The sequence below is a fragment of the Pseudomonas sp. LM13 genome (assembly GCF_041381355.1).
Taxonomy (GTDB): domain Bacteria; phylum Pseudomonadota; class Gammaproteobacteria; order Pseudomonadales; family Pseudomonadaceae; genus Stutzerimonas; species Stutzerimonas frequens.
Map to the genome: position 1 here is coordinate 1 of NZ_JACBXH010000049.1, position 26784 is coordinate 26784.

The window sequence follows — 26784 nt, forward strand, 5'->3', positions numbered from 1 at the left end:
TGACGCCCCGTTTTCGATCTACCGCAACGGTCAGATCTGGCGATCAGCCAGGAAGAACCAGGTATCCAGCACGGAATCCGGATTCAGCGACACGCTCTCGATGCCCTGCTCCATCAGCCACTTGGCCAGATCCGGATGATCCGACGGGCCCTGACCGCAGATACCGATGTACTTGCCGGCCTTGTTGCACGCCTGGATGGCGTTGGCGAGCAGCTTCTTCACCGCAGGATTACGCTCGTCGAACAAATGGGCGATGATGCCGGAGTCGCGGTCCAGGCCCAGGGTCAGCTGGGTCATGTCGTTGGAGCCGATTGAGAAGCCATCGAAGAATTCGAGGAACTCATCGGCCAGCAAGGCGTTGGACGGCAGCTCGCACATCATGATGACGCGCAGGCCATTCTCGCCACGCTTGAGGCCGTACTTCGCCAGCAGATCGACCACCTGCGAGGCTTCGCCCAGGGTGCGCACGAACGGCACCATCAGCTCGACGTTGGTCAGGCCCATGACGTCGCGGACCTTCTTCATCGCACGGCATTCGAGTTCGAAGCAGTCACGGAACGAATCGCTGATGTAGCGAGAAGCACCGCGGAAGCCGAGCATCGGGTTCTCTTCTTCCGGCTCGTACAGCTTGCCGCCGATCAGGTTGGCGTACTCGTTCGACTTGAAGTCCGACAGGCGCACGATGACCTTCTTCGGCCAGAATGCCGCGGCCAGAGTGCTGACGCCCTCGACCAGCTTCTCGACATAGAAGTTGACCGGATCGTCGTAGCCGGCGATGCGCTTCTCCACGCTGCTCTTCACATCTGCAGGCAGACCGTCGAAGTTCAGCAGCGCCTTGGGGTGCACGCCGATCATGCGGTTGATGATGAACTCGAGACGGGCCAGGCCAACGCCTTCATTCGGCAGGTGGGCGAAGTCGAAGGCGCGGTCCGGGTTGCCGACGTTCATCATGATCTTGAACGGCAGCTCCGGCATGGCATCGATGGAATTCTGGCGGATGTCGAAACCCAGCTCGCCATCGAAGATCAGGCCGGTATCGCCTTCGGCGCAGGAAACAGTGACGCGCTGGCCGTCCTTGAGGACTTCGGTGGCATTGCCGCAGCCGACGACGGCGGGAATACCCAGCTCACGGGCGATGATCGCAGCATGGCAGGTGCGCCCGCCGCGGTTGGTGACGATCGCGCTGGCGCGCTTCATCACCGGCTCCCAGTCCGGGTCGGTCATGTCGGAGACCAGTACGTCGCCCGGCTGGACTTTGTCCATCTCGCTCACGTCGTGGATGACCTTGACCGGGCCTGCGCCGATGCGCTGGCCAATGGCACGGCCTTCCACCAGCACGGTGCCCTTTTCCTTCAGCAGGTAGCGCTCCATCACGTTGGCACTGCTGCGGCTCTTCACGGTTTCCGGACGGGCCTGGACGATGTACAGCTTGCCGTCGTCACCGTCCTTGGCCCATTCGATGTCCATCGGGCGGCCGTAGTGCTTCTCGATGATCATCGCCTGCTTGGCTAGGTTGGTGACCTCTTCATCGGTCAGGCAGAAGCGCGCGCGGTCGGCGGCATCAACGTCGACAGTCTTGACCGACTTACCGGCCTTGGCTTCGTCGCCATAGACCATCTTGATCGCCTTGCTGCCCAGATTGCGGCGCAGGATGGCCGGGCGTCCGGCTTCCAGGGTCTGCTTGTGGACGTAGAACTCGTCCGGATTGACCGCACCCTGTACCACGGTTTCGCCGAGGCCGTAGGCGCCGGTGATGAACACCACATCACGGAAGCCGGACTCGGTGTCGAGGGTAAACATCACGCCGGCGGTGCCGGTTTCCGAGCGGACCATGCGCTGCACACCGGCAGACAGGGCGACCAGCTTGTGATCGAAGCCCTGGTGTACGCGGTAGGCGATGGCACGGTCGTTGAACAGCGAGGCGAACACTTCCTTGGCCGCGCGGATCACGTTGTCCACGCCACGGATGTTGAGGAAGGTTTCCTGCTGGCCGGCGAAGGACGCATCCGGCAGGTCTTCAGCAGTGGCCGAGGAGCGGACCGCAACGGCCATGTTGTCGTTGCCGCCGGACATTTCGGCGAAGGCCTTGCGAATGTCGGCGTCGAGCTGCGGCGGGAACTCGGCGTCCATGACCCACTGGCGGATCTGCGCGCCGGCCTTGGCCAGGGCGTTGACGTCATCCACATCAAGGGCATCGAGCAGAGCGTGGATCTGATCGTTCAGACCGCTGAGCTCGAGGAAGTCGCGATAGGCCTGGGCCGTCGTGGCGAAACCGCCCGGTACGGAAACGCCGGCACCGGCGAGGTTGCTGATCATCTCGCCCAGGGAGGCGTTCTTGCCCCCTACACGCTCAACGTCATGATTGCCGAGCTTATCGAGGGAAACTACGTACTCTACCAAGGTGATCTCTCCACATTAGTGTTGGAAACTCAACCGGAGCCGGGCCGCACGACTGTGGCCCGACCCTGCAAAATAAGTAACAATGCCCGCCAACCGGGCTCGGCGAAGGGCCTACTATAGCTGGGAACCGTTCTCGACTTAAGGCCCAAGGCACATGAAACGAACTGCTTTCTTCATTTCGGACGGCACAGGCATCACCGCGGAAACCCTGGGCCAGAGTCTTCTGGCGCAGTTCGAGAACATCACTTTCACCAAACTGACACGCCCGTATATCGACACCGCGGAAAAAGCGCGGGCCATGGTACAGCAAATCAATAATGCCGCGGAAAAGGACGGTGGCCGGCCGATCATCTTCGACACGCTGGTTAACCAGGAAATCCGTGACATTCTCGCCGAATCCAATGGCTTCATGATCGATATCTTCTCTTCGTTCCTTGCTCCGCTGGAACATGAGCTGATGTCACGTTCCTCCTATTCCGTGGGCAAATCCCACTCGATCAGCCACAACACCAACTACATGGAGCGTATCGAGGCGGTCAACTTCGCCCTCGACAACGACGATGGTGCGCGCACCCGCTACTACGACAAGGCGGACCTCATCCTGGTTGGCGTTTCCCGCTGCGGCAAAACACCGACCTGCCTGTACATGGCGATGCAGTACGGCATCCGCGCCGCCAACTACCCGCTCACCGAGGACGACATGGAGCGCCTGCAGCTGCCCAGTGCACTCAAGGAGTACAAGGACAAGCTGTTCGGGCTCACCATCGACCCGGACCGCCTGGCTGCCATCCGCAACGAACGCAAGCCCAACAGCCGCTACGCCAGTTTCGCCCAATGCGAATTCGAAGTCCGCGAGGTGGAAAACCTGTTCCGCCGCGAGAACATCAACTTCATCAACTCCACGCATTTTTCGGTCGAGGAAATCTCGGCCAAGATCCTGGTGGAGAAAGGCGTCGAGCGTCGACTCAAATAACCGCCGCTTCGCTAGACAACAAAAAGTCCGCTTGGTGCGGACTTTTTGCGTTTTTCAACCGGAAGAATTTGCTATTCGGCGGCTGAAGCGCATCAGAAAGCGTCGCCTGGCACACGTACCCAGCCTTCCATCAGCACGCGCGCGCTGCGGCTCATGATGGCTTTGGTCACGGTCCACTGGCCGTCTATCTGCTTCGCCTCGGCACCGACGCGCAACGTGCCGGACGGATGCCCGAAGCGCACGGCCTGACGCTCACCACCACCCGCGGCGAGATTGACCAGCGTACCGGGCACCGCCGCCGCCGTGCCGATGGCCACCGCACAGGTGCCCATCATGGCGTGGTGCAGCTTGCCCATGGACAGTGCGCGGACGAGCAGATCGACCTCGCCCGCCTCAATGTTCTTGCCGGACGACGCGCGATAGCTTTTAGGCCGGGAAACGAACGCAACCTTCGGCGTGTGCTGGCGGGTCAACGCCTCCTCCGCGGTCTTGATCAAACCCATCCGCAGCGCACCGGCCACACGAATCGACTCCAGACGAGCCAAAGCATCCGGATTGCCGTTGATGTCCTCGCGCAGCTCGGTGCCCTGATAGCCAACATCCTCGGCATTGACGAATACTGTCGGGATGCCCGCACTGATCATGGTCGCCTTGAGCGTGCCGATACCGGGCACCTCCAGGTCGTCGACCAGGTTGCCGGTAGGAAACATCGAGCCGCCCTCCTCGCCGTCGTCGGACGGATCGAGGAATTCGAGCACGATCTCGGCTGCCGGAAAGGTCACGCCGTCCAGCTCGAAATCGCCGGTTTCCTGCACCTGGCCGTCGGTGACCGGTACGTGGGCGATGATGGTCTTGCCGATATTGGCCTGCCAGATCCGCACCACACAGGTTCCGTTCTGCGGAATGCGCTCGGCATCCACCAGGCCGGCATGTAGGGCAAAGGCGCCGGCGCCAGTGGAAAGGTTGCCGCAGTTGCCGCTCCAGTCGACGAAGGGCTTGTCGATCGACACCTGACCATAGAGGTAGTCGACGTCGTGATCCGGCCGACTGCTCTTTGAAAGGATGACGCATTTGCTGGTACTGGATGTGGCGCCACCCATGCCGTCGATATGCGCCGAATACGGGTCAGGGCTGCCGATCACGCGCATGAACAGCTTGTCGCGCGCAGCGCCCGGCACCTGGCAGCTCTCCGGCAGGTCCTGTAGGCGGAAGAACACGCCTTTGCTGGTGCCGCCACGCATGTAGGTCGCGGGAATCTTGATCTGGGGAAGATGAGCCATGGGAATCTGGTCCTCATGAAGCTGCGCCACCGGACGGTCGCGCAGAAATGAAATATCGCCGCTGCGCACGTGCTCTGCGGACGAACCACAGAGCACGCGCGGAACTGGCGTGCCTCAGGCCTGGCCGAGGAAGTCCTTGGCAAAGCGCTGCAGTACACCACCGGCCTGGTAGACGCTGACCTCGGCCGCGGTGTCGAGGCGACAGGTGACCGGCACACGGGTTTCTTCACCGCTCTTGTGGTGAATGACCAGGGTCAGATCGCAACACGGCGACAGCTCGCCCTCGATGTCGTAGGTCTCAGTGCCGTCGAGGCCGAGGGTCAGGCGTGTGGTGCCCGGCTTGAACTCGACCGGCAGCACGCCCATGCCCACCAGGTTGGTGCGGTGGATACGCTCGAAGCCTTCGGCGACGATCACTTCCACGCCGGCCAGACGCACACCCTTGGCCGCCCAGTCACGCGAACTGCCCTGGCCGTAGTCGGCACCGGCGACGATGATCAGGTTCTGCTTGCGGTTCATGTAGGTTTCGATGGCTTCCCACATGCGCATCACCTTGCCTTCCGGCTCGACGCGCGCCAGCGAGCCCTTCTGCACCTTGCCGTCGATCACGGCCATCTCGTTGACCAGCTGCGGGTTGGCGAACGTCGCCCGTTGCGCGGTCAGGTGGTCGCCGCGGTGGGTGGCGTAGGAATTGAAGTCTTCCTCCGGCAGGCCCATCTTCGCCAAGTACTCACCGGCAGCCGAATCCAGCAGGATCGCGTTGGAAGGCGACAGGTGATCGGTGGTGATGTTGTCCGGCAGGATCGCCAGCGGACGCATGCCCTTGAGCGTGCGCTCGCCAGCCAGGGCGCCTTCCCAGTACGGCGGACGACGGATGTAGGTGGACATCGGACGCCAGTCGTACAGCGGACTCTTGGCTTCCTCGATGCTGCCCAGGTCGAACATCGGGATGTAGACCTGCTTGAACTGCTCCGGCTTGACCGAGGCGGCGACGATGGCGTCGATCTCCTCGTCGGATGGCCACAGGTCCTTCAGGGTAACCGGGTTGCCGTTCTTGTCGGTGCCCAGCACATCCTGTTCGATATCGAAGCGCACGGTACCGGCGATGGCGTAGGCGACCACCAGTGGCGGCGAGGCGAGGAATGCCTGCTTGGCATACGGGTGGATACGGCCATCGAAGTTGCGGTTACCGGAGAGGACCGCGGTGGCGTACAGGTCACGCTCGATGATCTCTTGCTGGATCTTCGGATCCAGCGCGCCGGACATGCCGTTACAGGTGGTGCAGGCATAGGCGACGATGCCGAAGCCGAGCTTCTCCAGTTCCGGCAGCAGGCCCGCCTCCTCCAGGTACAGCTTGGCCACCTTTGAACCCGGCGCGAAGGATGTCTTCACCCAAGGTTTGCGCACCAGGCCAAGCTCGTTGGCCTTCTTCGCCAGCAGGCCGGCAGCGACCACGTTGCGCGGATTGGAGGTGTTGGTGCAGCTGGTGATGGCGGCGATGATCACAGCGCCATCCGGCAACCGGCCTTCGGCTTCCTCGGCGCGGGCCGCGGCCAGCTTGGCCTCGTCAGCGATACCGCGCTCGTGCAGGGCCGAAGTCGGCAGGCGCTTGTGCGGGTTGCTCGGACCGGCCATGTTGCGCACCACGCTGGACAGGTCGAACTCGAGCACGCGCTCGTACTCGGCGCCTTCCAGGGCAGTCGCCCACAGACCGGTTTCCTTGGCGTATTGCTCGACCAGCGCAACCTGCTCCGGCTCGCGACCGGTCAGCTTGAGGTAATCGATGGTCTGTTGGTCGATGTAGAACATCGAAGCGGTGGCGCCATACTCCGGGCACATGTTGGAGATGGTCGCGCGATCGCCGATGGTAAGGCTGTCGGCGCCTTCGCCGAAGAACTCGACCCAGGCTCCGACCACCCGTTCCTTGCGCAGGAACTCGGTCAGCGCGAGGACGATATCGGTCGCGGTGATACCCGGTTGGCGCTTGCCGGTCAGACGCACACCGACGATGTCGGGCAGACGCATCATCGAGGGCAGGCCGAGCATCACGGTTTCGGCTTCCAGGCCGCCAACACCGATGGCGATCACGCCCAGCGCATCGACGTGCGGCGTATGCGAGTCGGTGCCGACGCAGGTGTCCGGGAAGGCCACGCCGCCGCGGGCCTGGATCACCGGGGACATTTTCTCCAGGTTGATCTGGTGCATGATGCCGTTGCCGGCCGGAATCACGTCGACGTTCTTGAACGCGGTCTTGGTCCACTCGATAAAGTGGAAGCGGTCCTCGTTGCGACGCTCCTCGACGGCGCGGTTCTTCTCGAAGGCATCCGGATCGAAACCGGCATATTCCACCGCCAGCGAGTGGTCGACGATCAGCTGCGTCGGCACCACCGGGTTGACCTTGGCCGGATCCCCGCCCTGCTCCGCGATCGCATCGCGCAGGCCGGCGAGATCGACCAGCGCGGTCTGGCCGAGGATGTCGTGGCAGACGACGCGAGCCGGATACCAGGGAAAGTCGAGGTCGCGCTTGCGCTCGATGATCTGCTTCAGCGAATCGGTCAGCGCTTCGGGCTCACAGCGGCGCACCAGCTGTTCGGCCAACACGCGGGAGGTATAGGGCAGTTTGTCGTAGGCGCCCGGCTGAATCGCTTCGATCGCCTCGCGGGTATCGAAGTAGTCAAGCCCGGTGCCTGGCAAAGGTTTGCGGTGTTCTGTATTCATGCCGGAAGAACTCAATTCAATAATGTTCCGAGGGGCCAGGCCTGAGGAGCCCGCACAGCGGGCTCCCCGTTCCGATCAGCGCTGAGCGATCGGTACGACCTTGCGCTGTTCCGGACCGATGTACTCGGCGCTCGGCCGAATGATCCGGTTGTTGCTGCGTTGTTCGAACACATGGGACGCCCAGCCGGTTACGCGCGAGCAGACGAAGATCGGCGTGAACAGCTTGGTGGGAATGCCCATGAAGTGATAGGCGGAGGCATGGTAGAAGTCGGCGTTGGGGAACAGCTTCTTCTGCTCCCACATGGTTTCGTCGACCGCGACCGATACCGGGTAGAGCACGGTGTCGCCCACTTCGTCGGCGAGCTTCTTGGCCCAGACCTTGATGACCTCGTTGCGCGGGTCGGAGACGCTGTAGATCGCGTGGCCGAAGCCCATGATCTTGTCCTTGCGCTCGAGCATGCCGAGGATCGCTTCACGCGCCTCTTCCGGGCTCTTCCACTGCTCGATCATGTCCATCGCCGCTTCGTTGGCGCCGCCATGCAGCGGGCCGCGCAGCGAACCGATGGCACCAGTCACGCAGGAATAGAGGTCGGAAAGAGTCGAGGCGCAAACCCGCGCGGTGAAGGTCGAGGCGTTGAATTCGTGCTCGGCATAGAGGATCAGCGAGACGTTCATCACCTTGACGTGCAGGTCGCTCGGCTTCTTGTCGTGCAGCAGCGCGAGGAAGTGGCCACCCAGGGTGTCTTCGTCGCTGGTGCAGTTGATGCGCACGCCGTCGTGGGTGAAGCGGTACCAGTAGCACATGATGGCCGGGAAGGCCGCCATCAGGCGCTCGGCCACGTCGCGCTGCTGGTCGAAGCTGAGCTCCGGCTCAAGAGTGCCGAGCACCGACGAGCCGGTGCGCATCACATCCATCGGATGCGCGCTGGCCGGAATGCGCTCGAGCACTTCCTTCAGTGCCTGCGGCAGGTCACGCATGGTCTTCAGGCGATTCTTGTAATCAGCCAGCTGCTGAGCGTTCGGCAGCTCACCGTAGAACAGCAGGTAGGCGACTTCCTCGAAATCGCATTCGGCGGCCAGGTCGCGGACGTCGTAGCCACGATAGGTCAGACCGGCGCCGGTCTTGCCGACGGTGCACAGGGCAGTCTGTCCGGCGATCTGTCCGCGCAGACCCGCACCGCTCAATACTTTTGCTTCAGCCATTGCTATCTCCTTATTGGATTTGTTCTGGATACCGCAAATCACGTTGAAAAATGGATCGCAAAGCGCCCGCTGGCAAATCGGTCGGGCGCTACTCGTCAGCTCTTCTTTTGGGCGAACAGCGCGTCGAGGTGCTGCTCGAACGCGTGGTAGTTGATGCGATCGTAGAGCTCCATGCGGGTCTGCATGGTGTCGATCACGTTCGCCTGGGTGCCATCACGGCGCAGCGCGGTGTAAACGTTCTCGGCAGCCTTGTTCATGGCGCGGAACGCCGACAACGGATAGAGCACCAGCGACACGTCGACGCTGGCCAGCTGCTCGGTGGTGTACAGCGGCGTGGCACCGAACTCGGTGATGTTGGCCAGGATCGGCGCCTTCACCCGGTCGGCAAAGACCTTGTACATGTCCAGCTCGGTGATCGCCTCGGGGAAGATCATGTCGGCGCCGGCCTCGATGCAGGCGGCCGCACGATCCAGCGCCGAGTTCAGCCCTTCAACCGCCAACGCGTCGGTACGCGCCATGATCACGAAGCTGTCGTCGGTACGTGCATCGACGGCCGCCTTGATGCGGTCGACCATCTCCTGCTGCGAGACGATCTCCTTGTTCGGACGATGGCCGCAGCGCTTGGCGCCGACCTGATCCTCAATGTGGATCGCCGCCGCGCCGAACTTGATCATCGACTTGACGGTGCGGGCCACGTTGAAGGCCGAGGAGCCGAAGCCGGTGTCGACATCCACCAGCAGCGGCAGGTCGCAGACGTCGGTGATCCGGCGTACGTCGGTCAGCACATCGTCGAGTCCGGTGATGCCGAGGTCAGGCAGACCCAGCGAGCCGGCCGCGACGCCGCCGCCGGACAGATAGATCGCCTTGAAGCCGGCACGCTTGGCCAGCAACGCATGGTTGGCGTTGATCGCACCGACCACCTGCAGGGGATGTTCGCTGGCGACCGCATCGCGGAATCGCTGACCGGGGGTTGGGAGTGTCATGCCTCACCTCTTGGTTGTGGTGTTTGCTCAAGAGCGCCCTTGAAGTGGCGCTCGACATTGCGCTTGGAAGCGGCGATATGGCGGCGCATCAGCAGTTCCGCCAACTCGCCATCGCGCTCGGCGATGGCGTCGAGAATCCGGTGGTGTTCGGCGAAGGCCTGATGCGGCCGGTTCGGCGTCGTTGAAAACTGGATGCGGTACATGCGCACGAGCTGGTAGAGCTCGTCGCATAGCAGTTTGGCCAGCGTGCGGTTGCCGCTGCCCTGGATGATTCGGTAGTGGAAGTCGAAGTCGCCTTCCTGCTGGTAGTAGCCGACACCAGCTTGAAATGCCTCGTCGCGCTCGTGGGTGCGCAGTACCCGGCGCAGATCGTCGATCTCCGCCTCGCTCATGCGCTCGGCGGCGAGGCGGCAGGCCATGCCCTCGAGTGATTCGCGAATTTCATAGAGTTCGATCAGCTCGGCGTGGCTCAGCGAAACCACTCGCGCGCCCACATGCGGCACACGAATCAGCAGCTTCTGCCCTTCAAGCCGATGAATCGCTTCGCGCAGCGGTCCGCGGCTGATGCCGTAGGTGCGCGCCAGTTCCGGCTCGGAAATCTTGCTTCCCGGAGCGATCTCACCCTTGACGATGGCAGCCTGGATCAGGCGAAACACGTGCTCGGCAAGCGTGCCACTGTCTATCTGTTGCGCTGCCGGGGCGACTTCAACGGTATCCAACATGATTGTCGACAATCTCCAACTCGGTCCGGCGAAAATACGCCTGAATAAACCCGCAGTCAACAAGCAAGCCCGATGGATTGTCGACACCTTTACTAAAGTCGTAACCATGAAGGCGTCGCTTCGAGTCCTCGCTCGCCGTTGTCCTGTGTTGAAAGCGCCATGCTAGAATGCCAGCCTTTCGCGCCCAGCCCGCTCGCTCGCCACCGCTACCAGACGCGCCAGGCCGTACGTCATTTCCGTTTCGTCCCTTCCCTTAGATATCAGGTCCATGAGAGTAAAAGTTCTATTTCTGCTGCTCTGCATCTCGATCCTGCCCACAGCCACCCAGGCTGCCGACAACACCATCTATGGCCTCAATGAATACGTCGGTCTGCCCGACTTCGGCCTCGAGGTGGAAGCCAAACTCGATACCGGCGCCCAGACCGCCTCGCTCAGCGCCCGGGATATCGAGCGATTCAAGCGCAACGGCAAATCCTGGGTACGGTTCTACCTGGCTCTGGACGACGCCCACGCGCACCCGATCGAGCGGCCGCTGGCACGAATCAGCAAGATCAAGCGCCGGGCTGGCGACTACGATCCTGAAGAGGAAAAAACCTATACGGCACGCCCCGTTATCGAGCTCGATCTGTGCATGGGCAAGGCCAAACGCACGATCGAAGTGAACCTCACGGACCGTACCGCTTTCCAATACCCACTTTTGATCGGTTCCGACGCGCTCACCCGCTTCGGCGCCCTGGTCGACCCGAGTCGCACCTTTATTGCCGGCAAACCCGGTTGCCTCAACGAATCTGACGCTGACGAGTAATACCCATGCGCGCTCTCACTCTGCATCTGAAAGTCCTGATCTTCCTGCTCGTCGCACTGGGAGTTTCGATCACCGCCTACCAGATCTTCGTACTGGGCATCCCGGTTACCGAAGATGAAACCGACGACCTGTGGAACATCGACGCGAAGATCGAATTCCAGGCCAGCCCCCGCGAGCCGGTGAAGCTGCAGATGTTCGTGCCGCCGCTGAATCAGGAGTTCGTCAGCCTCAACGAAAGCTTCATCTCCAACAATTACGGCGTCAGCATCAACCGGGCCGACGGCAACCGCCGCGTCACCTGGTCCGCGCGCCGTGCCAGCGGCAACCAGACGCTCTACTATCGCCTTGTGCTCACCAAGCGCTACAGCGGCGAGCAGACCAAGGCGACCGGCCCGATCTTCCGCGACAGCATCCCTGTAGAGGGTCCGGAAAAGATTGCTGCCGAAGCTCTGCTCTCACCGATCCGCCAGCACTCGGCGGACGTCGAGACGTTCATCAGCGAAGCCATCAAGCGTGTCAACAATCCCAACGATGACAACGTCAAGCTGCTGCTCGGCGGCGATGCCTCGATCGCCAACAAGGCCAGCGTCATCGAGTTGCTGCTGTCGATCGCCCATGTCCCGATGGAGCGCGTCCATACCGTCCGGCTGAACGCCGACCAGCCGCAGACGCCCGAGCTCTGGCTGCGCAGCTTCAACGGTGACAAGTGGCTGTACTTCAATCCGGGGACCGGCGAGCAGGGCCTGCCGGCAGACCGCCTGGTCTGGTGGACCGGCAACGAGCCGCTGATCAACCTCGAAGGCGGACGCAACCCGCAGGTGACCTTCACTCTCAACAACAGTGAGATGAATGCCATCCGCCTGGCCAAACTGACCGACGAGAACACCGACGCCGATTTCCTCGAGTACTCGCTGTACGGCCTGCCGCTGCAAACCCAGCAGACCTACCAGATCATGATCATGATCCCGATCGGCGTACTGGTGATCCTGATCCTGCGCAACCTCGGCGGCCTGCAGACCCTCGGCACCTTCACCCCGGTGCTGATCGCCCTGGCCTTCCGCGAAACCCAGATCGGCTTCGGCATCATCCTCTTCACCCTGATCACCGCACTGGGCCTGTCGCTGCGTTCGTATCTGGAGCACCTCAAGCTGCAGATGCTGCCGCGCCTGTCGGTGGTGTTGACCTTCGTCGTGGTGCTGATCGCGGTAATCAGCCTCCTGAGCCACAAGCTCGGCCTCGAGCGCGGGCTATCGGTATCGCTGTTCCCGATGGTGATCCTGACCATGACCATCGAACGCCTGTCCATCACCTGGGAAGAGCGCGGCGGCGGCCACGCCTTCAAGGTGGCGGTCGGCACGCTGATCGCCGCGAGCCTGGCGTTCATGCTGATGAACATCCAGGCGCTGACCTATTTCATCTTCACCTTCCCGGCGGTGCTGTTGATCATGGTGGGCTTCATGCTGGCGATGGGTCGCTACCGCGGCTACCGCCTGACCGAGCTGTTCCGCTTCAAAGCCTTTCTGAAGGATTGAGCCATGTTCGGTCTGATCAAGACGTGGAAGGCCCTGGAAGCCAAGGGCATCATGGGCATCAACCGCCGCAATGCGGATTACGTGCTCAAGTACAACAAGCGCAGCCTGTACCCGATCGTCGATGACAAGATCATCACCAAGCAGCGCGCCATCGAGGCCGGCATTCATGTGCCGGAGATGTACGGCATCATCGAGACCGAAAAGGACATCGACAAGCTCAAGGACATCGTCAAAGACCACACGGACTTCGTCGTCAAGCCGGCCCAGGGTGCTGGCGGCGACGGCATCCTGGTGATCGCCGACCGCTTCGAGGGCCGCTACAAGACCGTCTCGGGCAAGATCATGACCCATGAGGAGATCGAGCATCAGATCTCCAACATTCTCACCGGACTCTATTCGTTGGGCGGTCATCGTGACCGCGCACTGATCGAATACCGCGTCACACCGGACCCGATCTTCAAGAGCATCAGCTACGAGGGCGTGCCGGACATCCGCATCATCGTGCTGATGGGTTACCCGGTAATGGCCATGCTGCGCCTGCCGACTCGTCAATCCGGTGGCAAGGCCAACCTCCACCAGGGCGCGATCGGCGTCGGCGTCGACCTCGCTACCGGCATTACCCTGCGTGGCACCTGGCTGAACAACAAGATCACCAAGCACCCGGATACCACCAATGCGGTGGATGGCGTGCAGCTGCCCAACTGGGATGGCTTCATGAAGCTGGCTGCTGGCTGCTACGAGCTCTGCGGCCTGGGCTACATCGGTGTCGACATGGTGCTCGACCAGGACAAGGGTCCGCTGATCCTCGAGCTGAACGCGCGTCCGGGGCTGAACATCCAGATCGCCAACGACTGCGGCCTGACCCACCGCGCCCACGCGGTAGAAAATCGCCTGGAAGAGCTCAAGGCGAAAGGCATTCAGGAAACCGTCGAGGAGCGGGTGAAGTTCTCCCAGGAGCTCTTCGGCCACGTTCCGCCGCACGACTGACCCATTGGCCGGCCCGTGCATCTCGCGGGCCGGCCCATATCGATTCGACCATGCCGACCTGCACGCTGCACGCCCTGCCTTATCTGGCTGACCCCGCCCCATGGTTCGAACGCATCCGCCATGCTTACGGTGCCGTCCTGCTGGATTCCGGCCGACCGAAAGCCGTGCGCGGGCGCTTCGACATCCTCAGCGCTTGGCCGGCGGCACTCTTCGAGCCAGCCCGAAACGAATCGGGGCGCGATTTCTTCCAGCGTTTGCGCCAGGCATTGCACGACCTGGGGCCGGCAGAGCTGCCCGACAACTGCGAACTGCCATTCACGGGCGGGCTGATCGGCCTGCTGAGCTATGACTTCGGCGCGCGCCTGGAAACGCTTCCACAGCACGCTCGCGACGACAACAGCCTGCTGCTGGCGCGACTGGGGCTCTATGAATGGGCGCTGATCACTGATCACCAGCGTCAGACCAGTCAGCTGCTGTTTCACCCTGCCTGCGCCCCGGTCGATCGCGAGCGCCTGATCCGTCTGTTCGAAGCGACCACGTCCGCCGCAGCCACGCCGTTCAGGCTGCACGGCCGATTCACTGCAGACATCTCCCGAGACGCCTATCGCAGCGGCATCGAGCGCATCCAGGCATATATCCAGGCAGGTGACTGCTACCAGGTGAACTACACCCAGCGTTTTCGCGCCACCTGTTCGGGTGATGCCTGGAGTGCCTACAAGGCGCTGCGCAAGGTATGCCCGACGCCGTTCGCCGGCTTCGTTGCCCTCGACGACGGCGCCATCGTCAGCCTGTCGCCGGAGCGTTTTCTGCGCCTAACGCGGGGCCTTGTGGAGACGCGACCGATCAAGGGCACGCGGCCGCGCGGCCATGACGAGCAGAGCGATGCCTCACAGGCGCAGGCGCTACTGGCCAGCGACAAGGATCGCGCCGAGAACCTGATGATCGTCGATCTGCTGCGTAACGATCTCGGCCGCAGCTGTCGCATCGGCAGCGTGCGCGTGCCGCAGCTGTTCGCACTGGAAAGCTATCCCAATGTTCATCATCTGGTGAGCTGCGTCACCGGCGAACTGGCCGCTGACCACGATGCCTTCGACCTCCTCGCCGGCAGTTTCCCCGGCGGCTCCATCACCGGGGCGCCGAAGATCCGCGCCATGCAGATCATCGATGAGCTGGAACCTACCCACCGCTCGATCTATTGCGGGTCGTTGCTCTACATCGATGTCAGAGGAGAGATGGACAGCTCCATCGCCATCCGCACCCTGCTCGTCCGTGACGAACAGGTCAGTTGCTGGGGCGGCGGTGGCATCGTCGCCGACTCGGACTGGCAGGCGGAGTACCAGGAGTCGGTCGACAAGGTGAGCGTTCTGATGAGAACGCTGGAAGGGCTGTAAGCTGCGAGCGGATCAGTTTCAGGAACGGGTAACCATCAACTCTCTGAAACCTGCCCCTCATTGGTACTGCCAACGTGCGGCAGGGCCGCCTGTAGCTGGTGGGCTAAAGCCCACCCTGCACAGCGCATCCAGACCCTTTTCTTGCCGCTTATGCCCTGCAGCTCGTGACTGCGTCAGAGGGCGAGCTTGCGGTTCGACGCCTTGAGAAATTCCTGCTTGAGCGCATCGAAGGTGTGCACCGCCGGGAACTGCGGGAACTCGGCGATGACGTTGTCCGGCGCGTGGAACAGGATGCCGGCGTGCGCCTCACTGAGCATGGTCGTGTCGTTGTACGAGTCGCCTGCGGCGATGACGCGGTAGTACAGGCTCTTCAGTGCGATGACCGACTGACGCTTGGGATCCTTCTGGCGCAGCTGATAATCCACCACGCGATCGGTCTCGTCGGTGATCAGGCGATGGCAGAGCAGCGTCGGGAAGCCCAGCTGGCGCATCAGCGGTTGGGAGAACTCGTAGAAGGTGTCGGAAAGGATCACCACCTGGAAGCGCTCGCGCAGCCAGTCGACGAATTCCGGCGCCCCGTCCAGCGGCTTGAGGGTGGCAATGACCTCCTGGATATCGGCGAGCTTCAGGCCATGCTCGTCGAGAATACGCAGGCGCTGCTTCATCAGCACGTCATAGTCGGGGATGTCCCGTGTGGTCGCCCGGAGCGATTCGATTCCGGTGGCCTCGGCAAAGGCGATCCAGATTTCCGGAACCAGCACACCTTCCAGGTCGAGACAGGCTATTTCCACGGGCCACTCCTCAATGCAGAAAATTGAAGGCGGCACTCTAACGGCAGCTCGCAGCCGAAGCAACGCAGGGCTTATACCTGAAAAGGCTGAAAGGCGTGCCTAAACGTTATTTAGCGGCATAAACGGCGTTTGCTACCATCCTCCGCCTCAGAGCGCCAAAGCGCCATTGTCATCTATAAGGAAGCCGCCTGATGAGCCCATCCATCGACGTCGCAGCGTTGGCCGCCGCCTACGCCGAGAAGTCGCCGCAAGACGTACTTAAGCTCGCCTTCGATCTGTTCGGCGATGACCTGTGGATCTCCTTCAGTGGTGCCGAAGACGTGGTGCTGCTGGACATGGCGTGGAAGCTGAACAAGAACGTCAAGGCATTCACTCTCGATACCGGGCGCCTGCACAGCGAGACCTACCGCTTCATCGAGCAGGTCCGTGATCGCTACGGCATCGCCATCGAGATCATGACGCCGGACCCGGCGTTGCTGCAGCCGCTGGTCAACGAAAAGGGCCTGTTCAGTTTCTACCGCGATGGTCATGGCGAATGCTGCGGTATCCGCAAGATCGAGCCGCTGCGACGCAAGCTGTCGACCGTCCGCGCCTGGGCCACCGGCCAGCGGCGCGACCAGAGCCCGGGCACGCGCAGCCAGGTTGCGGTGCTGGAGCTGGATAGCGCGTTCTCGACGCCGGACAACGCTCTATACAAGTTCAACCCGCTGGCGCAGATGACCAGCGAGGAAGTCTGGGGTTACATCCGCATGCTGGAAATCCCCTACAACAGCCTGCACGAGCGGGGTTTCATCAGCATTGGCTGCGAGCCCTGCACCCGTCCGGTTCTGCCGAACCAGCACGAGCGCGAAGGACGCTGGTGGTGGGAGGAAGCGACGCATAAGGAATGCGGGCTGCACGCCGGCAATCTGATCGCCAAAAGCTGACCGCACACCGTAGCGGTAAAAACCTCTGACGGGTTGGACGACAAACTCTCAACCCGTTTCAGCCGATTAGTATGTCGGCAGCTGCATTCCGTCGAACAACTCGTCCAGTTCCGCCTTGTTGCGGCACTGGATGGCCTTTTCCAGCATATCCCGATTTAGATGCGGGGCGAACTGCTGGATGAAGTCGCACATGAAGCCACGCAGGAAAGTGCCACGACGGAAACCGATCTTGGTCACGCTGGACTCGAACAGCTCACTGGCATCGAGCACCACCAGATCCGAATCCAGGTTCGGGTCCACCGCCATGCGCGCCACGATCCCCACTCCCAGCCCGAGCCGGACATAGGTCTTGATCACGTCCGCGTCGGCCGCAGTGAAGACCACCTTCGGCACGAGACCGCGATGGCCGAAGGCTTCGTCGAGCTTGGAGCGCCCGGTGAAACCGAACACATAGGTCACGATCGGGTGCTCGGCCAGCGCTTCCAGAGTGAGCTTGTCCAGCTTCGCCAGCGGATGACCGCGAGGCACGATCACGCAGCGGTTCCAGCGATAGCAGGGCATCATCACCAAGTCGCCGAACAGCTCCAGCCCCTCGGTGGCGATGGCGAAATCAACCGTGCCATCGGCGGCCATTTCGGCGATCTGCATCGGCGTGCCCTGATGCATGTGCAGCGAAACGTCCGGGTACTGCTTGATGAAGCTGCTGATCACCTGGGGCAGCGCATAACGTGCCTGGGTGTGGGTAGTGGCGATGCTCAGGGTGCCCTTCTTTTCGTTGGAGAACTCCTGGGCGATCTGCTTGATGCTTTCGCACTTGCGCAGGATTTCGCCGGCCGTGGTGATGATCCGCTCCCCCGCCGGTGTCACTCGCGTCAGATGCTTGCCGCTGCGGGCGAAGACCTCGACGCCGAGTTCGTCCTCCAGCAGGCGAATCTGTTTGCTGATACCCGGTTGCGAGGTGAACAGGCTCTGGGCGGTTGCCGAAACGTTGAGGTCATGGTGCGCCACTTCCCAGATGTAACGCAGTTGTTGAAGCTTCATAGAAATCCCTCAAGGCAAAGGCACCACTGCGCCTGCCGCAACACTTATAACCTTATGAACGGTGCGCCAACGGATGATAGATGTTCCGTCCGGCTTTTGCTGTGCGACCTTTGGTCTGACTCGCCGCGACTGCCGTTGAGCTTAGCAGCGCGGTGAAAACCGGACCCGGCGTTTGCGTCACGCGCCGTTACGCTGCTCCAGAAAACGCAACAGGCGATAGAGCATTTCGGTGCAGGGCATGGAGACACCCTGCTGCGCCGCCGCGGCAAGTGGCGCTGCATAGATCGCCTCGAGCTCCATCGGCCGATTCTGGAAACGGTCGTGGTACATGCTGGGCAGATAGTCGGGCATCCGCGCGGTCCCCATCAGCAGCTTCTCGGGGAAATCTTCCGGCAGCGAACAACCCAGCGCCTGCGCCGCAGTGCAGACCTCCTGCATGATGGTCTTGATCTGCGCCCGCGTATCGTCACTGGCGAGCAGCGACTCGGTACCAGCGTCAAGCAGAGCCGAGAGGCCGTTGAACGGGACGTTCCACACCAGCTTCATCCAGCGCGCTTGCGCCAGGCTGGGCATCGGCGAGGAATCTACTCCGGCCTGCCGCAGCATCTTTGCCATTTCGCCCAATAGTGCCTGTTGCGCCTGCGGATCCAGGGTGGCAGGCCCCGAATGGTAGCCAAGGTTCACCCCACCCAGCGCCTGATGTTCGACGACGCCCGGTGCAGAGCGATGTGCACAGATCGCGCAAAGCCCACCCAGCAGGTGCACGTTGTCCGGAAGGAACGGCCTGAGCACATCCTCCACGCCCAGCCCGTTCTGCAGCACCACTACTTTGCAGCCAGGCGCAGCGACCTGGGCGATGACTGGCGCCAATTCCTGATTACTGGTGCTCTTCGCCCCGACCAGCAGCCAGTCGCATTGCGGCATCCGGGCGGCATCGCGGTAGATCTGCGGCTGCTCCAGCAGCAGCGGCCCGTGCACCGCACTATTGACCTGCAGACCCCGGGCAAGCACGGCATCGTATTCGCTGCGCAGCAGGAAATGCACATCGAAGCCCGCGCGCGCCAGCATCAGGCCGTAGAAACCTCCGATGGCGCCGGTGCCGATGATGCCTATACGTGGATTGGCTGCAGACATAAGCACTCCAGATCAGGCGGCTGGCCGCGTCCATCGCGCCAACCGGTTGAAAAACCGAACGATAGCAGCCCGGCGATGCGCATCACAGCGTCCCGCTCGGCGTTGCGAAGTTCGACAGGCGGATCGCCTCAATACGCTATCAATCTCGTTGTCGATTCAGCCCTTTAGCGCTAAGGTTCCGTTTCCCCGCTGCGCCCTCAAGCTCTGTTCCGCCGCACCGGGATCGCTGGCGGACGGCTCCGTGATTCCTGACGAGTGACAAATGGCTGATTTACCAATCGACGACCTCAACGTTGCGTCCAACGTGACCCTGATCACGCCGGAGCAATTGAAGCGTGAAATCCCGCTGACCGCCTCGGCATTGCAGACCGTCTCCCACGGGCGTCAGGTCGTACGCGACATTCTCGACGGCAAGGATCACCGCCTGTTCCTGGTGATCGGCCCCTGCTCCATCCATGACCTGAAAGCCGCCCATGAGTACGCCGAGCGCCTAAAGGTACTGGCGGAAAAGGTCTCCGACAGCCTTTTCCTCGTCATGCGCGTGTATTTCGAGAAGCCTCGCACCACGGTCGGCTGGAAAGGCCTGATCAACGATCCCTACATGGATGATTCATTCAAGATCCAGGATGGCCTGCACATCGGTCGCAAGCTGCTGCTCGATCTGGCGGAAATGGGCCTGCCCACCGCCACCGAGGCGCTCGACCCGATCTCTCCACAGTACCTGCAGGACCTGATCAGCTGGTCGGCCATCGGCGCACGCACCACCGAATCACAGACGCACCGCGAGATGGCGTCCGGGCTGTCCTCTGCGGTCGGCTTCAAGAACGGCACCGACGGCAGCCTGACTGTCGCCATCAACGCGCTGCAGTCGGTTTCCAGCCCCCATCGTTTCCTTGGCATCAACCAGTCCGGCGGTGTCTCCATCGTCACCACCAAGGGCAACAACTACGGCCACGTGGTGCTGCGCGGCGGCAATGGCAAGCCCAACTACGACTCGGTCAGTGTTGCGCTGTGCGAACAGGAGCTGAACAAGGCCGGCATTCGGCCGAACATCATGATCGACTGCAGCCATGCGAACTCCAACAAGGATCCCGCGCTGCAGCCGCTGGTCATGGAGAACGTCGCCAACCAGATTCTGGAAGGCAACAGCTCGATCGTTGGCCTGATGGTCGAAAGCCACTTGAACTGGGGCAATCAGGCGATCCCGAAGGACCTGTGCGACCTCAAGTACGGCGTCTCCATTACCGACGCCTGCATCGACTGGGATACAACCGAGAAGGCAGTCATGAGCATGCACAACAAGCTCAAGGACGTGCTACCCAAACGGCAGCGCAGCTGAAACGAAAAACGCCGGTCTCCGGCGTTTTTTCATTCAACTCAGCGACCACCCACGTTCGGGCGATGGCGCTCGATATAACGTTCGACATAAGAGCACGACGGGATCACCTGATAGCCCTCGCGCTCGGCATACTCGAGCGCGTGCTGCACCAGAATCGCCGCGATGCCCTTGCCGCGCAGGGCGTCGGGCACGTAGGTGCGATACATGTCTAATGTTTGCTTGCCTAGATCGACATATGCCAGGTAAGCACAGTCACCATCGATCTCAGCCTCGAAGCGATGGCCAGCCTGGTCGTGGCGAACGCGCACCGTATCGCTCATCTCGTCTCCTCAGCAGGTTGCCCTGTCTTCTTGTTCTCCGATTAGCTGGGGCGCACGTCACTGCATCCGCCTACAACTTGCATAGGCTGTCTTTTCTACCTGTTTCCGTTCAATTCGGCCAGCCTCCGATTGATCATTATTTGTTCGGTGTAATAGCGGAACTTTCTTTCAACGAACGGATCATGCAACTAGAAGCTCCAAGTGAACGAGCCAGGCGTTGGCTGTTTTTTATCCAACTTGCCTCGCCAAGCATCAAAGCAACGGCCGATTGAAAAAAAACCCTCGGCGCCGCTGTCGGCTCAGTTTACTTAAGCTAAGTTATAGGTAGTATGTGCGCGCAAACTTTCCATAACGGAAGTTGCTTTATGGATTTCCACCTTAAGGGGAACAAGATGAACAACGTTCTGAAATTCTCTGCTCTGGCTCTGGCCGCAGTTCTGGCTACCGGTTGCAGCAACAGCATGACCAAAGAAAGCGAAGCTCGCCTGACCGCGACCGAAGACGCCGCTGCCCGTGCCCAGGCTCGCGCTGACGAAGCGTACAGCAAGGCCGACGAAGCTCTGGCCGCCGCTCAGAAGGCTCAGCAGACTGCTGACGAAGCCAACGAGCGTGCTCTGCGTATGCTGGAACGCGCCAGCCGCAAGTAAGCTTCACGAAATGAAAAAGCCGACCTTTGCAGGTCGGCTTTTTTTTTGCCTCCGGACAGAGCCTCAGAACAGCTGATCGTTCTGAGCGGCCACCTCAACCTCGTTGCGCTGCTCGGCGATCTGGATAGGCAGACCATCTTCGCCTGCGATGATTTCACGCACCATCTCCCAGTCCAGGTGCAGATTGCCGGCCGCTTCGTCACGCTTGAGCAAGGTATTGATGACGATGGCGTGCTTATCCATCAGGGTCAGCGACTTTTCCTCGTTCTCTTCCAGCGGGGCATGCGCTTCAAGATAGACCTTGCCATCGCTGACACCGAACTTGTAAGGCTCGTCGATAATCCGTACCGGCGTGCCGACCTTGACCATCTTTGCCAGCTCAAGCACGTTGTGATTGAGCATCCGGAAGCACCCATGGCTGACGCGCATGCCAATGCCGAACTTCTTGTTCGAGCCGTGGATGAGGTAGCCCGGCAGGGCCAGGCTCATCTTGTAAGGGCCGAGGGGGTTGTCCGGACCTGGCGGCACGACGGTAGGCAGCGGATCGCCATCGGCTGCGTGCTCCTCACGAATCGACTGCGGCGGATACCAGGCCGGATTGCTGGTCATTGCCGAAATGCGCGTATTGCCAACAGGCGACCCCCATCCTTCACGGCCGATACCCAGCGGGAACGTGTGCACCACGTTCTGGCCTTCCGGGTAGTAGTACAGGCGGTACTCGGCGATGTTTATCACGATACCCTGGCGAGGTCCCGGTGGCAGGATGAAGCGGGTCGGGAGAATGATGTCCGTCCCCTCTCCCGGCAACCACGGATCGACCCCCGGGTTGGCCGCGACCAACTCCAGATAGCCAAGATCGTGGGCTTCACCGATGGCAGCGAAGGTATCTTCGTACTTCGCCTTGATGACCTGGATCTGACCGACGACATCGTCCCCCTCGGGCGGCAATGGCAGCTCAAGTGCGGCGCACGTGCCTGCCGATAACAGCACAGCGAATGACAGACAGGAGGCGACAGCGGACGCGCGCGAGAGCATTCGGAGAATCCTTGGAAAATGTGGCTTAGGAAAATGACGACGATTGTACTTGAAGCCGCGGAAACAGTGACCTACCAGGCAGCCGTGGCGGACGGAAGGCCTTTGCGTCGCGCCTCCAGCAACTGGCGACAGTTGGGACACAGCTGCCGATCCTTCAGCGTAGCCCGCTCGAGCTCCCTCCAGCGCGGCTGAGCCGGCAGCAAACCGCCACACAGGGTGCGGTCGGCATTGCCGTTCAGTTCCAGCTGCCGCAACGCCAGGTGCAGTCGATTCTCGCGGCAGGCGAACATGTCGTACTGCTCGTCCGGCACGATGAGTCGATAAGCGTAAAGGGTCCTGGCTGAGCGCGACATCTGAGGCTCCAATCGAGGGCGCGACAGTAGCTGCGCCCACGCATCAAAGCAAGGGTTCGAGTGCCGGCCAGACCGTCTCCAGCAGCTGACCCTGCGCCTCGGCCGTCGGGTGAATGCCATCGGCCTGCATCATGCCGCTGACGCCGCCGACGCCATCCAGCAAGAACGGCACGTAAGCAACGCTTTTCTCCGCTGCAAGCGAGTCGAATGCATCCGCAAATGCGCGGGTGTAGCGCTGCCCCAAATTAGGCGGCATGCGCATCCCGAGCAACAGAACCTCGGCACCCGCTTCGCGGCTGCGATCGATCATCTCGGCAAGATTCTGTTTCAATCGTTTGAAAAGAAGCGAGACCCCAGTAATTTCAAGGGTTTCAGCCGATGGACACTCAGGTCATTCAGCCAACTGTTAGAAGTGTGTTAGAAGTTTTGCTCGCCAAGCCGTGGCATTACCGCCGATCTGGGGTCTACTACCTCAGGGTCCGCCCTCTGCGCTCCAAGGGCACCTGTACGCTCTCCCTCCGCTCTACTGATAGACCAACCGCAATGACCACCAGCAAACAGCTCCTATCGACCCTCAGGGCCTTCCATCTCGACAAGCCGGACGCAACCTGGGACGAACTGCGCGACCACCTCAGGTCAATCGCTGAGGACACCCTGGCGACCTCAACCGACTGGGAGGAGCTGGACGCAGTGGGGATGGCTTACTCAGATAACGTGAAGGTATCGACCCTGGGAGCCCTTCGGACACAACACACGGTCATCGGAAGGGCCTTTGAAGCTGTCGGCGTCTCTGACCTCTCCAAGCACAAGCGGGAGGACCTGATAGCCGTTCGGGCGAGCCTGCTGGAGTCCCGAGAGCCGTCCACCGTGAATAACCTACTCGCCACCCTCTCGACGGTCCTAAAGTGGGCCGAAGCGAATGATCTAATCAAGAAGGCATACACCGCTAAGCTCAAGCTCACCAAGAACACCACGAGCAAGCGGGAGGGCTTCACCGAGTCCCAGGTAGCGAAGGCCATGAGTCACGCCAACGGACTCCCTGCGACCTCCTGGCAACGATGGGGGCTGTCCCTCCTGGCAATCACCGGGGCTCGCGTGGGGGAAATCGCTCAGTTGACCAAGGCGGACATCAAGCAGGTCGATGGTTGCTGGTGTATCGACATTAACGAGGATGGCCCAGGGAAAAGCCTCAAGAACCGCTACAGCACCCGTCTGGTCCCGTTGACCGATGGAGCCTTAGGATTCGACCTAACGGCCTTCCTTGAGGCAGTCAAAGCGGGAGCCCTGCCGTCTGACAATGGGATCAACGCAATGAACGCCAGTCGTGGCCTTGGGGCCTTGCTCAAAGAGGCGCTTGGGGAGGACCGGGAGCAGAACCAGACCCTCCACTCTCTGCGCCACTCAATGGCCTCCAGGCTCCAGTCCAAAGGCACGCCGGTCATCTATACCCAGGCGATTCTTGGGCACGCCTCCGGGTCAATCTCGTATGACACCTACGGCAACAGCGTCCCAGTCAAGGCGCTCGCTGAGGTTCTGAGGGAGGTCTATAAGACTGGGGATCGGTAGCGTAGCTACTGCCGAGCTGGACGTGCTGATCGGGCACCCCGAGCATGACCTCCTGTTCATCGCTACCCAGGTCGCCCGAGCGGCTGGCCTGAAGAACCCGAGCGAGCTTACCAGCCGCCTCGCCACTACTCAGTTTAGCGGTAAGGCCCTGGCGTTCAAGCTGAACGACTTAGGCGTGTCTACGGAAATTACGGAGACACTGAAGCCTCACGTCCAGGGGAAATCGTGGCTCCACACTGAAGCCGCCACTTACAAGATGCTGACAAGAGGCCACGCCCCTCAGTCCGAGCCATTCCGCAAGTGGGTCTTCAAGGAGGTCCTCCCGTCCATCCGCAAGACCGGCTCCTACAACGTCAATGAGTCAGGGAGGTGGTGGCCCCTGATTCGTTCATAGACACAAGGGTGGCTGTTAACTTAAAGATTCTAAAGGATTATCTTCTTATTACTCTTTTAATAATCTCTTTAACTTTAGGTTTTCTCTAAGTCCTAAGGTTTCTTCTCTTGGAGAACCTTGGTTGTCTTGAAGTTTGGGACAGGTCTTGCCAGACCATGATCCTGATCCTTTGAGGGCGACCTAATGTCCTTGAGTCTGGCTCTCGGTCCACCTCCGGAAATTTGCGGAGGTCCACCTCGATTTAAAAACCCTCAGTAGGAGATGACCACTCTCGGTTGTCCCTCATCGCCCGTCGCTGGGCACAAACGCCAGTTCCCTGGCGGTCCTCAATCCAGTCTTTCTGATAGCGCCTTTCATGCCACGCCGGTTCCCTTGTCTGGGGTCTGGATGACCGGCTGTGGGTGCGACCTGAAGGGCGCTACCAAAAGGAAAACAGACAAATGAATATCGACATCAAACACAAGCACGCTGGACATCTGATCGTCATCGAAGGGCACCCCTTCAAGGCAAACGCTGCGGGCCAATGGGACCTAACCGAAATCTGGCGAACCCTAAAGCTGGACAAGAAGAAAGGCCCTGGGAAATGGGCTGAGCTGAAAGAGGCTCAACGGCTGGCAGCTTCCGGAAAAGTCGAAAGCTCCAACGGCAGCAAAACCCTGGCGACGAAACAAGCGGCAATACGCTACGCCGCCTGGGTCTCGTCCGAGTTTGAGGACATGGTCTTCGATGCCTTCGAGGCTATCCTTGAGATGCCTGAGGTCGCCACGGTCGTCATCCAAAAGATGGCCGAGATGGGGCGAGAGAAGTCCGCTGAGCTGCTGGCGCGCAGTGCCTTCAACGATAGGTGCGACTGGAAGGGCCTCAAGCGAGGTCCTCAGTCCCAGACCCCAGCCGCCAAGGCCCACCGTCAGCGCAAGGCTCAGGAAGCCAAGCTGGCCGCTCGGATTCGTCGCAACGTCAGCCGGGAGGGCATGTAATGCGCTATCGACTGATCCCAGGCCCAGGTTGCCCTCAGGCCCTTTGTGACCGGCTCAACGACGCCCTGGCAACCCCAAGCGCCCGCCGTGTCTACCATGCCGCTCGGAGCGCCTACAGGCTCCACACGGACCACACCCTGGCGTCCTTTCAGGCCGACCTTCAGGAAACGCTCAGGCTCCCCTTGGGAGAGCTGGACGGCATCCTTGAGCGGGCCTCTATGACGTTTCAGGAAGCAATGCTGCTGCCTATCAGGTTCGACCTGAGGGCACGCTGAGAGCGCCTGTAGGGCTCCCAGGGAGTCGCTGGGTTTCGTCTTTAAGGTTTCATCATCCGTTATCGACAACCGCCAGCCATTGGCACCCACTCCAGCGACTCACCTGGGAGCCTTACAAGCTCACACCAGTAGCGAACTAACGCTACGCCCTTCAGTTCCGCACGCCAGCCCACTGGCCACCTGAAGTCCCCAAAACGCCCATCCCACGGGCGACACACTGAAATCAAGAATCCATAGAGCAAACCCCCAGGGTCGGCGTGTTTACGTCTCCTTGCGTCTTGTCGCGCCTGCCGTGCGGACTGGGGGTTTGCTCTATGGGAAAGGAGACCTACCCAAATGAATATTACCGTTAGCAACGTAACTCCCGAGACCGTAAGCATCCACGGCCAAACCCTGGCCCGAGAGTATGCCGAGCTGGTCCTCCTGCCTCTGTTGGTCGCGGCTGAAGGCCAGAACCATCCGGCAATCGTAAAGGTAGCCGATGCGTTCGCTACCGCTGGGCTGAGCCTTGAGGGTTCCCCTGAGGCATCCCGACTCTATCGGAGCCACCAGCACCAGCAGCGAGTCGAGCAGGAGCGCCTGAAGGCTGAAGCCCAGGAACATGCCCGCCGTTGCCACGTCCCGACGCCCCAAGAGATTGCCCAGCAGATCGCTGAGCGTGAGCGCAAGGCCCGAGAGATTCGTGAGCATGGCGAACGCCTGCGTGCTGCCCGTGGACGTTAACGCTATGGACCTTCTGGTCCTCGTCCTGATTACCACTCGCCAATACTTTTTCTAAGGAGTTACCAACAATAAAACCTTTCCAGTACAAGAAACCCGATAGCGTCTACTCCCAGACCGTCACCACTGCCCACGGCTCAACGGCCACCCAGGCAACCTTCCACACCTCGGACATCCGAGCGGATCACATGGCTGCTACGGACCCTCTGGTCTATGCCCAGGCCATGTATGAGGCTGCTGATGACCACCTCAACGGTGACGAGTGGCGCGAC

The 26784-nt window shown here is 61.2% G+C and carries 24 protein-coding genes and 1 pseudogene; 12 read left to right on the forward strand and 13 right to left on the reverse strand.

The window, feature by feature from the left end; all coding sequences use genetic code 11:
* Window positions 1–30: 30 nt before the first annotated feature.
* The gene (ppsA, locus tag HZR81_RS20970) at window positions 31–2400 is read right to left on the reverse strand and encodes a phosphoenolpyruvate synthase (RefSeq protein ID WP_125868902.1); all 2370 of its coding nucleotides are present in this window, start codon (window positions 2398–2400) and stop codon (window positions 31–33) included.
* 154 nt (window positions 2401–2554) lie between these two features.
* Here ppsA and ppsR point away from each other — a divergent pair, with 154 nt between their 5' ends.
* Entirely contained in the window at window positions 2555–3373 is an 819-nt protein-coding gene (gene ppsR, locus HZR81_RS20975) for a posphoenolpyruvate synthetase regulatory kinase/phosphorylase PpsR (RefSeq protein WP_011913178.1), read from the forward strand.
* Between the two features lie 92 nt (window positions 3374–3465).
* On the opposite strand, the gene prpF is transcribed toward ppsR, so the two are convergent.
* The 5 genes from prpF to HZR81_RS21000 form a co-directional block, all read right to left on the reverse strand.
* Window positions 3466–4653 carry a 2-methylaconitate cis-trans isomerase PrpF gene (prpF, locus tag HZR81_RS20980; protein WP_500129169.1) on the reverse strand — a complete coding sequence of 396 codons (1188 nt, stop codon included), beginning with the start codon at window positions 4651–4653 and terminating at the stop codon, window positions 3466–3468.
* 114 nt (window positions 4654–4767) lie between these two features.
* Complete coding sequence (acnD, locus tag HZR81_RS20985) at window positions 4768–7371, reverse strand: Fe/S-dependent 2-methylisocitrate dehydratase AcnD (RefSeq protein ID WP_500129171.1); 2604 nt, start codon at window positions 7369–7371, stop codon at window positions 4768–4770.
* 75 nt (window positions 7372–7446) lie between these two features.
* Entirely contained in the window at window positions 7447–8574 is a 1128-nt protein-coding gene (prpC, locus tag HZR81_RS20990; protein ID WP_063543076.1) for a bifunctional 2-methylcitrate synthase/citrate synthase, read from the reverse strand.
* A 95-nt stretch (window positions 8575–8669) separates the two neighbouring features.
* Window positions 8670–9557 carry a methylisocitrate lyase gene (gene prpB, locus HZR81_RS20995; RefSeq protein ID WP_063543078.1) on the reverse strand — a complete coding sequence of 296 codons (888 nt, stop codon included), beginning with the start codon at window positions 9555–9557 and terminating at the stop codon, window positions 8670–8672.
* On the reverse strand, window positions 9554–10279 hold the full coding sequence (locus HZR81_RS21000) for a GntR family transcriptional regulator (RefSeq protein WP_125868907.1): 726 nt from the start codon (window positions 10277–10279) through the stop codon (window positions 9554–9556). Before HZR81_RS21000 ends, prpB begins: the two co-directional genes overlap by 4 nt.
* Window positions 10280–10547: 268 nt before the next feature.
* On the opposite strand from HZR81_RS21000, the gene rloA reads away from it, so the two are divergent.
* The 4 genes from rloA to pabB are packed head-to-tail and all read left to right on the forward strand — an operon-like array spanning window position 10548 to window position 14994.
* A complete protein-coding gene (rloA, locus tag HZR81_RS21005; protein ID WP_063543082.1) occupies window positions 10548–11084 on the forward strand; it encodes a retropepsin-like aspartic peptidase RloA in 537 nt (178 codons plus the stop codon).
* Between the two features lie 5 nt (window positions 11085–11089).
* On the forward strand, window positions 11090–12616 hold the full coding sequence (rloB, locus tag HZR81_RS21010) for an osmotic stress tolerance membrane protein RloB (RefSeq protein ID WP_063543084.1): 1527 nt from the start codon (window positions 11090–11092) through the stop codon (window positions 12614–12616).
* A 3-nt stretch (window positions 12617–12619) separates the two neighbouring features.
* Entirely contained in the window at window positions 12620–13603 is a 984-nt protein-coding gene (locus tag HZR81_RS21015; protein ID WP_102841161.1) for an alpha-L-glutamate ligase-like protein, read from the forward strand.
* 50 nt (window positions 13604–13653) lie between these two features.
* Complete coding sequence (gene pabB / locus HZR81_RS21020) at window positions 13654–14994, forward strand: aminodeoxychorismate synthase component I (protein WP_500129173.1); 1341 nt, start codon at window positions 13654–13656, stop codon at window positions 14992–14994.
* A gap of 173 nt (window positions 14995–15167) precedes the next feature.
* On the opposite strand, the gene thrH is transcribed toward pabB, so the two are convergent.
* Window positions 15168–15785: a bifunctional phosphoserine phosphatase/homoserine phosphotransferase ThrH gene (thrH, locus tag HZR81_RS21025; RefSeq protein ID WP_063543090.1), complete on the reverse strand. Its 618-nt coding sequence runs from the start codon at window positions 15783–15785 to the stop codon at window positions 15168–15170.
* Window positions 15786–15976: 191 nt separating this feature from the next.
* Between thrH and HZR81_RS21030 the strand changes: the two genes are divergently transcribed.
* Entirely contained in the window at window positions 15977–16711 is a 735-nt protein-coding gene (locus HZR81_RS21030; protein WP_500129176.1) for a phosphoadenylyl-sulfate reductase, read from the forward strand.
* 66 nt (window positions 16712–16777) lie between these two features.
* On the opposite strand, the gene cysB is transcribed toward HZR81_RS21030, so the two are convergent.
* Together cysB and HZR81_RS21040 are read right to left on the reverse strand one after the other, a co-directional pair.
* Entirely contained in the window at window positions 16778–17752 is a 975-nt protein-coding gene (gene cysB, locus HZR81_RS21035) for an HTH-type transcriptional regulator CysB (RefSeq protein WP_063543094.1), read from the reverse strand.
* Window positions 17753–17929: 177 nt separating this feature from the next.
* On the reverse strand, window positions 17930–18886 hold the full coding sequence (locus HZR81_RS21040; protein ID WP_500129178.1) for a putative 2-dehydropantoate 2-reductase: 957 nt from the start codon (window positions 18884–18886) through the stop codon (window positions 17930–17932).
* A gap of 262 nt (window positions 18887–19148) precedes the next feature.
* Between HZR81_RS21040 and HZR81_RS21045 the strand changes: the two genes are divergently transcribed.
* A complete protein-coding gene (locus tag HZR81_RS21045; RefSeq protein WP_102841167.1) occupies window positions 19149–20225 on the forward strand; it encodes a 3-deoxy-7-phosphoheptulonate synthase in 1077 nt (358 codons plus the stop codon).
* 38 nt (window positions 20226–20263) lie between these two features.
* Here the strand turns inward: HZR81_RS21045 and HZR81_RS21050 are convergent, their stop codons facing one another.
* Window positions 20264–20545 carry a GNAT family N-acetyltransferase gene (locus HZR81_RS21050; protein WP_063543100.1) on the reverse strand — a complete coding sequence of 94 codons (282 nt, stop codon included), beginning with the start codon at window positions 20543–20545 and terminating at the stop codon, window positions 20264–20266.
* 392 nt (window positions 20546–20937) lie between these two features.
* Between HZR81_RS21050 and HZR81_RS21055 the strand changes: the two genes are divergently transcribed.
* The gene (locus HZR81_RS21055; protein WP_003294452.1) at window positions 20938–21192 is read left to right on the forward strand and encodes an Lpp/OprI family alanine-zipper lipoprotein; all 255 of its coding nucleotides are present in this window, start codon (window positions 20938–20940) and stop codon (window positions 21190–21192) included.
* 63 nt (window positions 21193–21255) lie between these two features.
* On the opposite strand, the gene HZR81_RS21060 is transcribed toward HZR81_RS21055, so the two are convergent.
* From HZR81_RS21060 to HZR81_RS21070, 3 genes and pseudogenes are all read right to left on the reverse strand, one after another.
* The gene (locus tag HZR81_RS21060; RefSeq protein WP_102841168.1) at window positions 21256–22227 is read right to left on the reverse strand and encodes a L,D-transpeptidase family protein; all 972 of its coding nucleotides are present in this window, start codon (window positions 22225–22227) and stop codon (window positions 21256–21258) included.
* A 71-nt stretch (window positions 22228–22298) separates the two neighbouring features.
* Window positions 22299–22580, reverse strand: coding sequence for a hypothetical protein (locus HZR81_RS21065; protein WP_063543104.1), 282 nt, complete (start codon window positions 22578–22580; stop codon window positions 22299–22301).
* 43 nt (window positions 22581–22623) lie between these two features.
* Window positions 22624–22914 (reverse strand): annotated as a pseudogene (locus tag HZR81_RS21070) (SGNH/GDSL hydrolase family protein); the annotation flags it as partial.
* A gap of 209 nt (window positions 22915–23123) precedes the next feature.
* Here HZR81_RS21070 and HZR81_RS21075 point away from each other — a divergent pair.
* The 4 genes from HZR81_RS21075 (at window position 23124) to HZR81_RS21090 (ending at window position 26515) form a co-directional block, all read left to right on the forward strand.
* Window positions 23124–24146: a tyrosine-type recombinase/integrase gene (locus HZR81_RS21075; RefSeq protein WP_500129181.1), complete on the forward strand. Its 1023-nt coding sequence runs from the start codon at window positions 23124–23126 to the stop codon at window positions 24144–24146.
* Window positions 24147–24168: 22 nt separating this feature from the next.
* Complete coding sequence (locus HZR81_RS21080) at window positions 24169–24540, forward strand: BRO-N domain-containing protein (RefSeq protein ID WP_500129182.1); 372 nt, start codon at window positions 24169–24171, stop codon at window positions 24538–24540.
* Window positions 24541–24980: 440 nt separating this feature from the next.
* The gene (locus tag HZR81_RS21085; RefSeq protein ID WP_500129183.1) at window positions 24981–25517 is read left to right on the forward strand and encodes a hypothetical protein; all 537 of its coding nucleotides are present in this window, start codon (window positions 24981–24983) and stop codon (window positions 25515–25517) included.
* Window positions 25518–26128: 611 nt separating this feature from the next.
* Window positions 26129–26515: a hypothetical protein gene (locus HZR81_RS21090; protein ID WP_500129184.1), complete on the forward strand. Its 387-nt coding sequence runs from the start codon at window positions 26129–26131 to the stop codon at window positions 26513–26515.
* The last annotated feature ends 269 nt before the right edge of the window (window positions 26516–26784 follow it).

Bases quoted from the DNA above. Each gene is read 5' to 3' on its own strand.
- ppsR (WP_011913178.1), top strand. From the start codon at position 2,555: ATGAAACGAACTGCTTTCTTCATTTCGGACGGCACAGGCATCACCGCG.
- prpF (WP_500129169.1), bottom strand. From the start codon at position 4,653: ATGGCTCATCTTCCCCAGATCAAGATTCCCGCGACCTACATGCGTGGC.
- acnD (WP_500129171.1), bottom strand. From the start codon at position 7,371: ATGAATACAGAACACCGCAAACCTTTGCCAGGCACCGGGCTTGACTAC.
- prpC (WP_063543076.1), bottom strand. From the start codon at position 8,574: ATGGCTGAAGCAAAAGTATTGAGCGGTGCGGGTCTGCGCGGACAGATC.
- prpB (WP_063543078.1), bottom strand. From the start codon at position 9,557: ATGACACTCCCAACCCCCGGTCAGCGATTCCGCGATGCGGTCGCCAGC.
- HZR81_RS21000 (WP_125868907.1), bottom strand. From the start codon at position 10,279: ATGTTGGATACCGTTGAAGTCGCCCCGGCAGCGCAACAGATAGACAGT.
- rloA (WP_063543082.1), top strand. From the start codon at position 10,548: ATGAGAGTAAAAGTTCTATTTCTGCTGCTCTGCATCTCGATCCTGCCC.
- rloB (WP_063543084.1), top strand. From the start codon at position 11,090: ATGCGCGCTCTCACTCTGCATCTGAAAGTCCTGATCTTCCTGCTCGTC.
- HZR81_RS21015 (WP_102841161.1), top strand. From the start codon at position 12,620: ATGTTCGGTCTGATCAAGACGTGGAAGGCCCTGGAAGCCAAGGGCATC.
- pabB (WP_500129173.1), top strand. From the start codon at position 13,654: ATGCCGACCTGCACGCTGCACGCCCTGCCTTATCTGGCTGACCCCGCC.
- HZR81_RS21030 (WP_500129176.1), top strand. From the start codon at position 15,977: ATGAGCCCATCCATCGACGTCGCAGCGTTGGCCGCCGCCTACGCCGAG.
- cysB (WP_063543094.1), bottom strand. From the start codon at position 17,752: ATGAAGCTTCAACAACTGCGTTACATCTGGGAAGTGGCGCACCATGAC.
- HZR81_RS21040 (WP_500129178.1), bottom strand. From the start codon at position 18,886: ATGTCTGCAGCCAATCCACGTATAGGCATCATCGGCACCGGCGCCATC.
- HZR81_RS21045 (WP_102841167.1), top strand. From the start codon at position 19,149: ATGGCTGATTTACCAATCGACGACCTCAACGTTGCGTCCAACGTGACC.
- HZR81_RS21050 (WP_063543100.1), bottom strand. From the start codon at position 20,545: ATGAGCGATACGGTGCGCGTTCGCCACGACCAGGCTGGCCATCGCTTC.
- HZR81_RS21055 (WP_003294452.1), top strand. From the start codon at position 20,938: ATGAACAACGTTCTGAAATTCTCTGCTCTGGCTCTGGCCGCAGTTCTG.
- HZR81_RS21060 (WP_102841168.1), bottom strand. From the start codon at position 22,227: ATGCTCTCGCGCGCGTCCGCTGTCGCCTCCTGTCTGTCATTCGCTGTG.
- HZR81_RS21065 (WP_063543104.1), bottom strand. From the start codon at position 22,580: ATGTCGCGCTCAGCCAGGACCCTTTACGCTTATCGACTCATCGTGCCG.
- HZR81_RS21075 (WP_500129181.1), top strand. From the start codon at position 23,124: ATGACCACCAGCAAACAGCTCCTATCGACCCTCAGGGCCTTCCATCTC.
- HZR81_RS21085 (WP_500129183.1), top strand. From the start codon at position 24,981: ATGAATATCGACATCAAACACAAGCACGCTGGACATCTGATCGTCATC.
- HZR81_RS21090 (WP_500129184.1), top strand. From the start codon at position 26,129: ATGAATATTACCGTTAGCAACGTAACTCCCGAGACCGTAAGCATCCAC.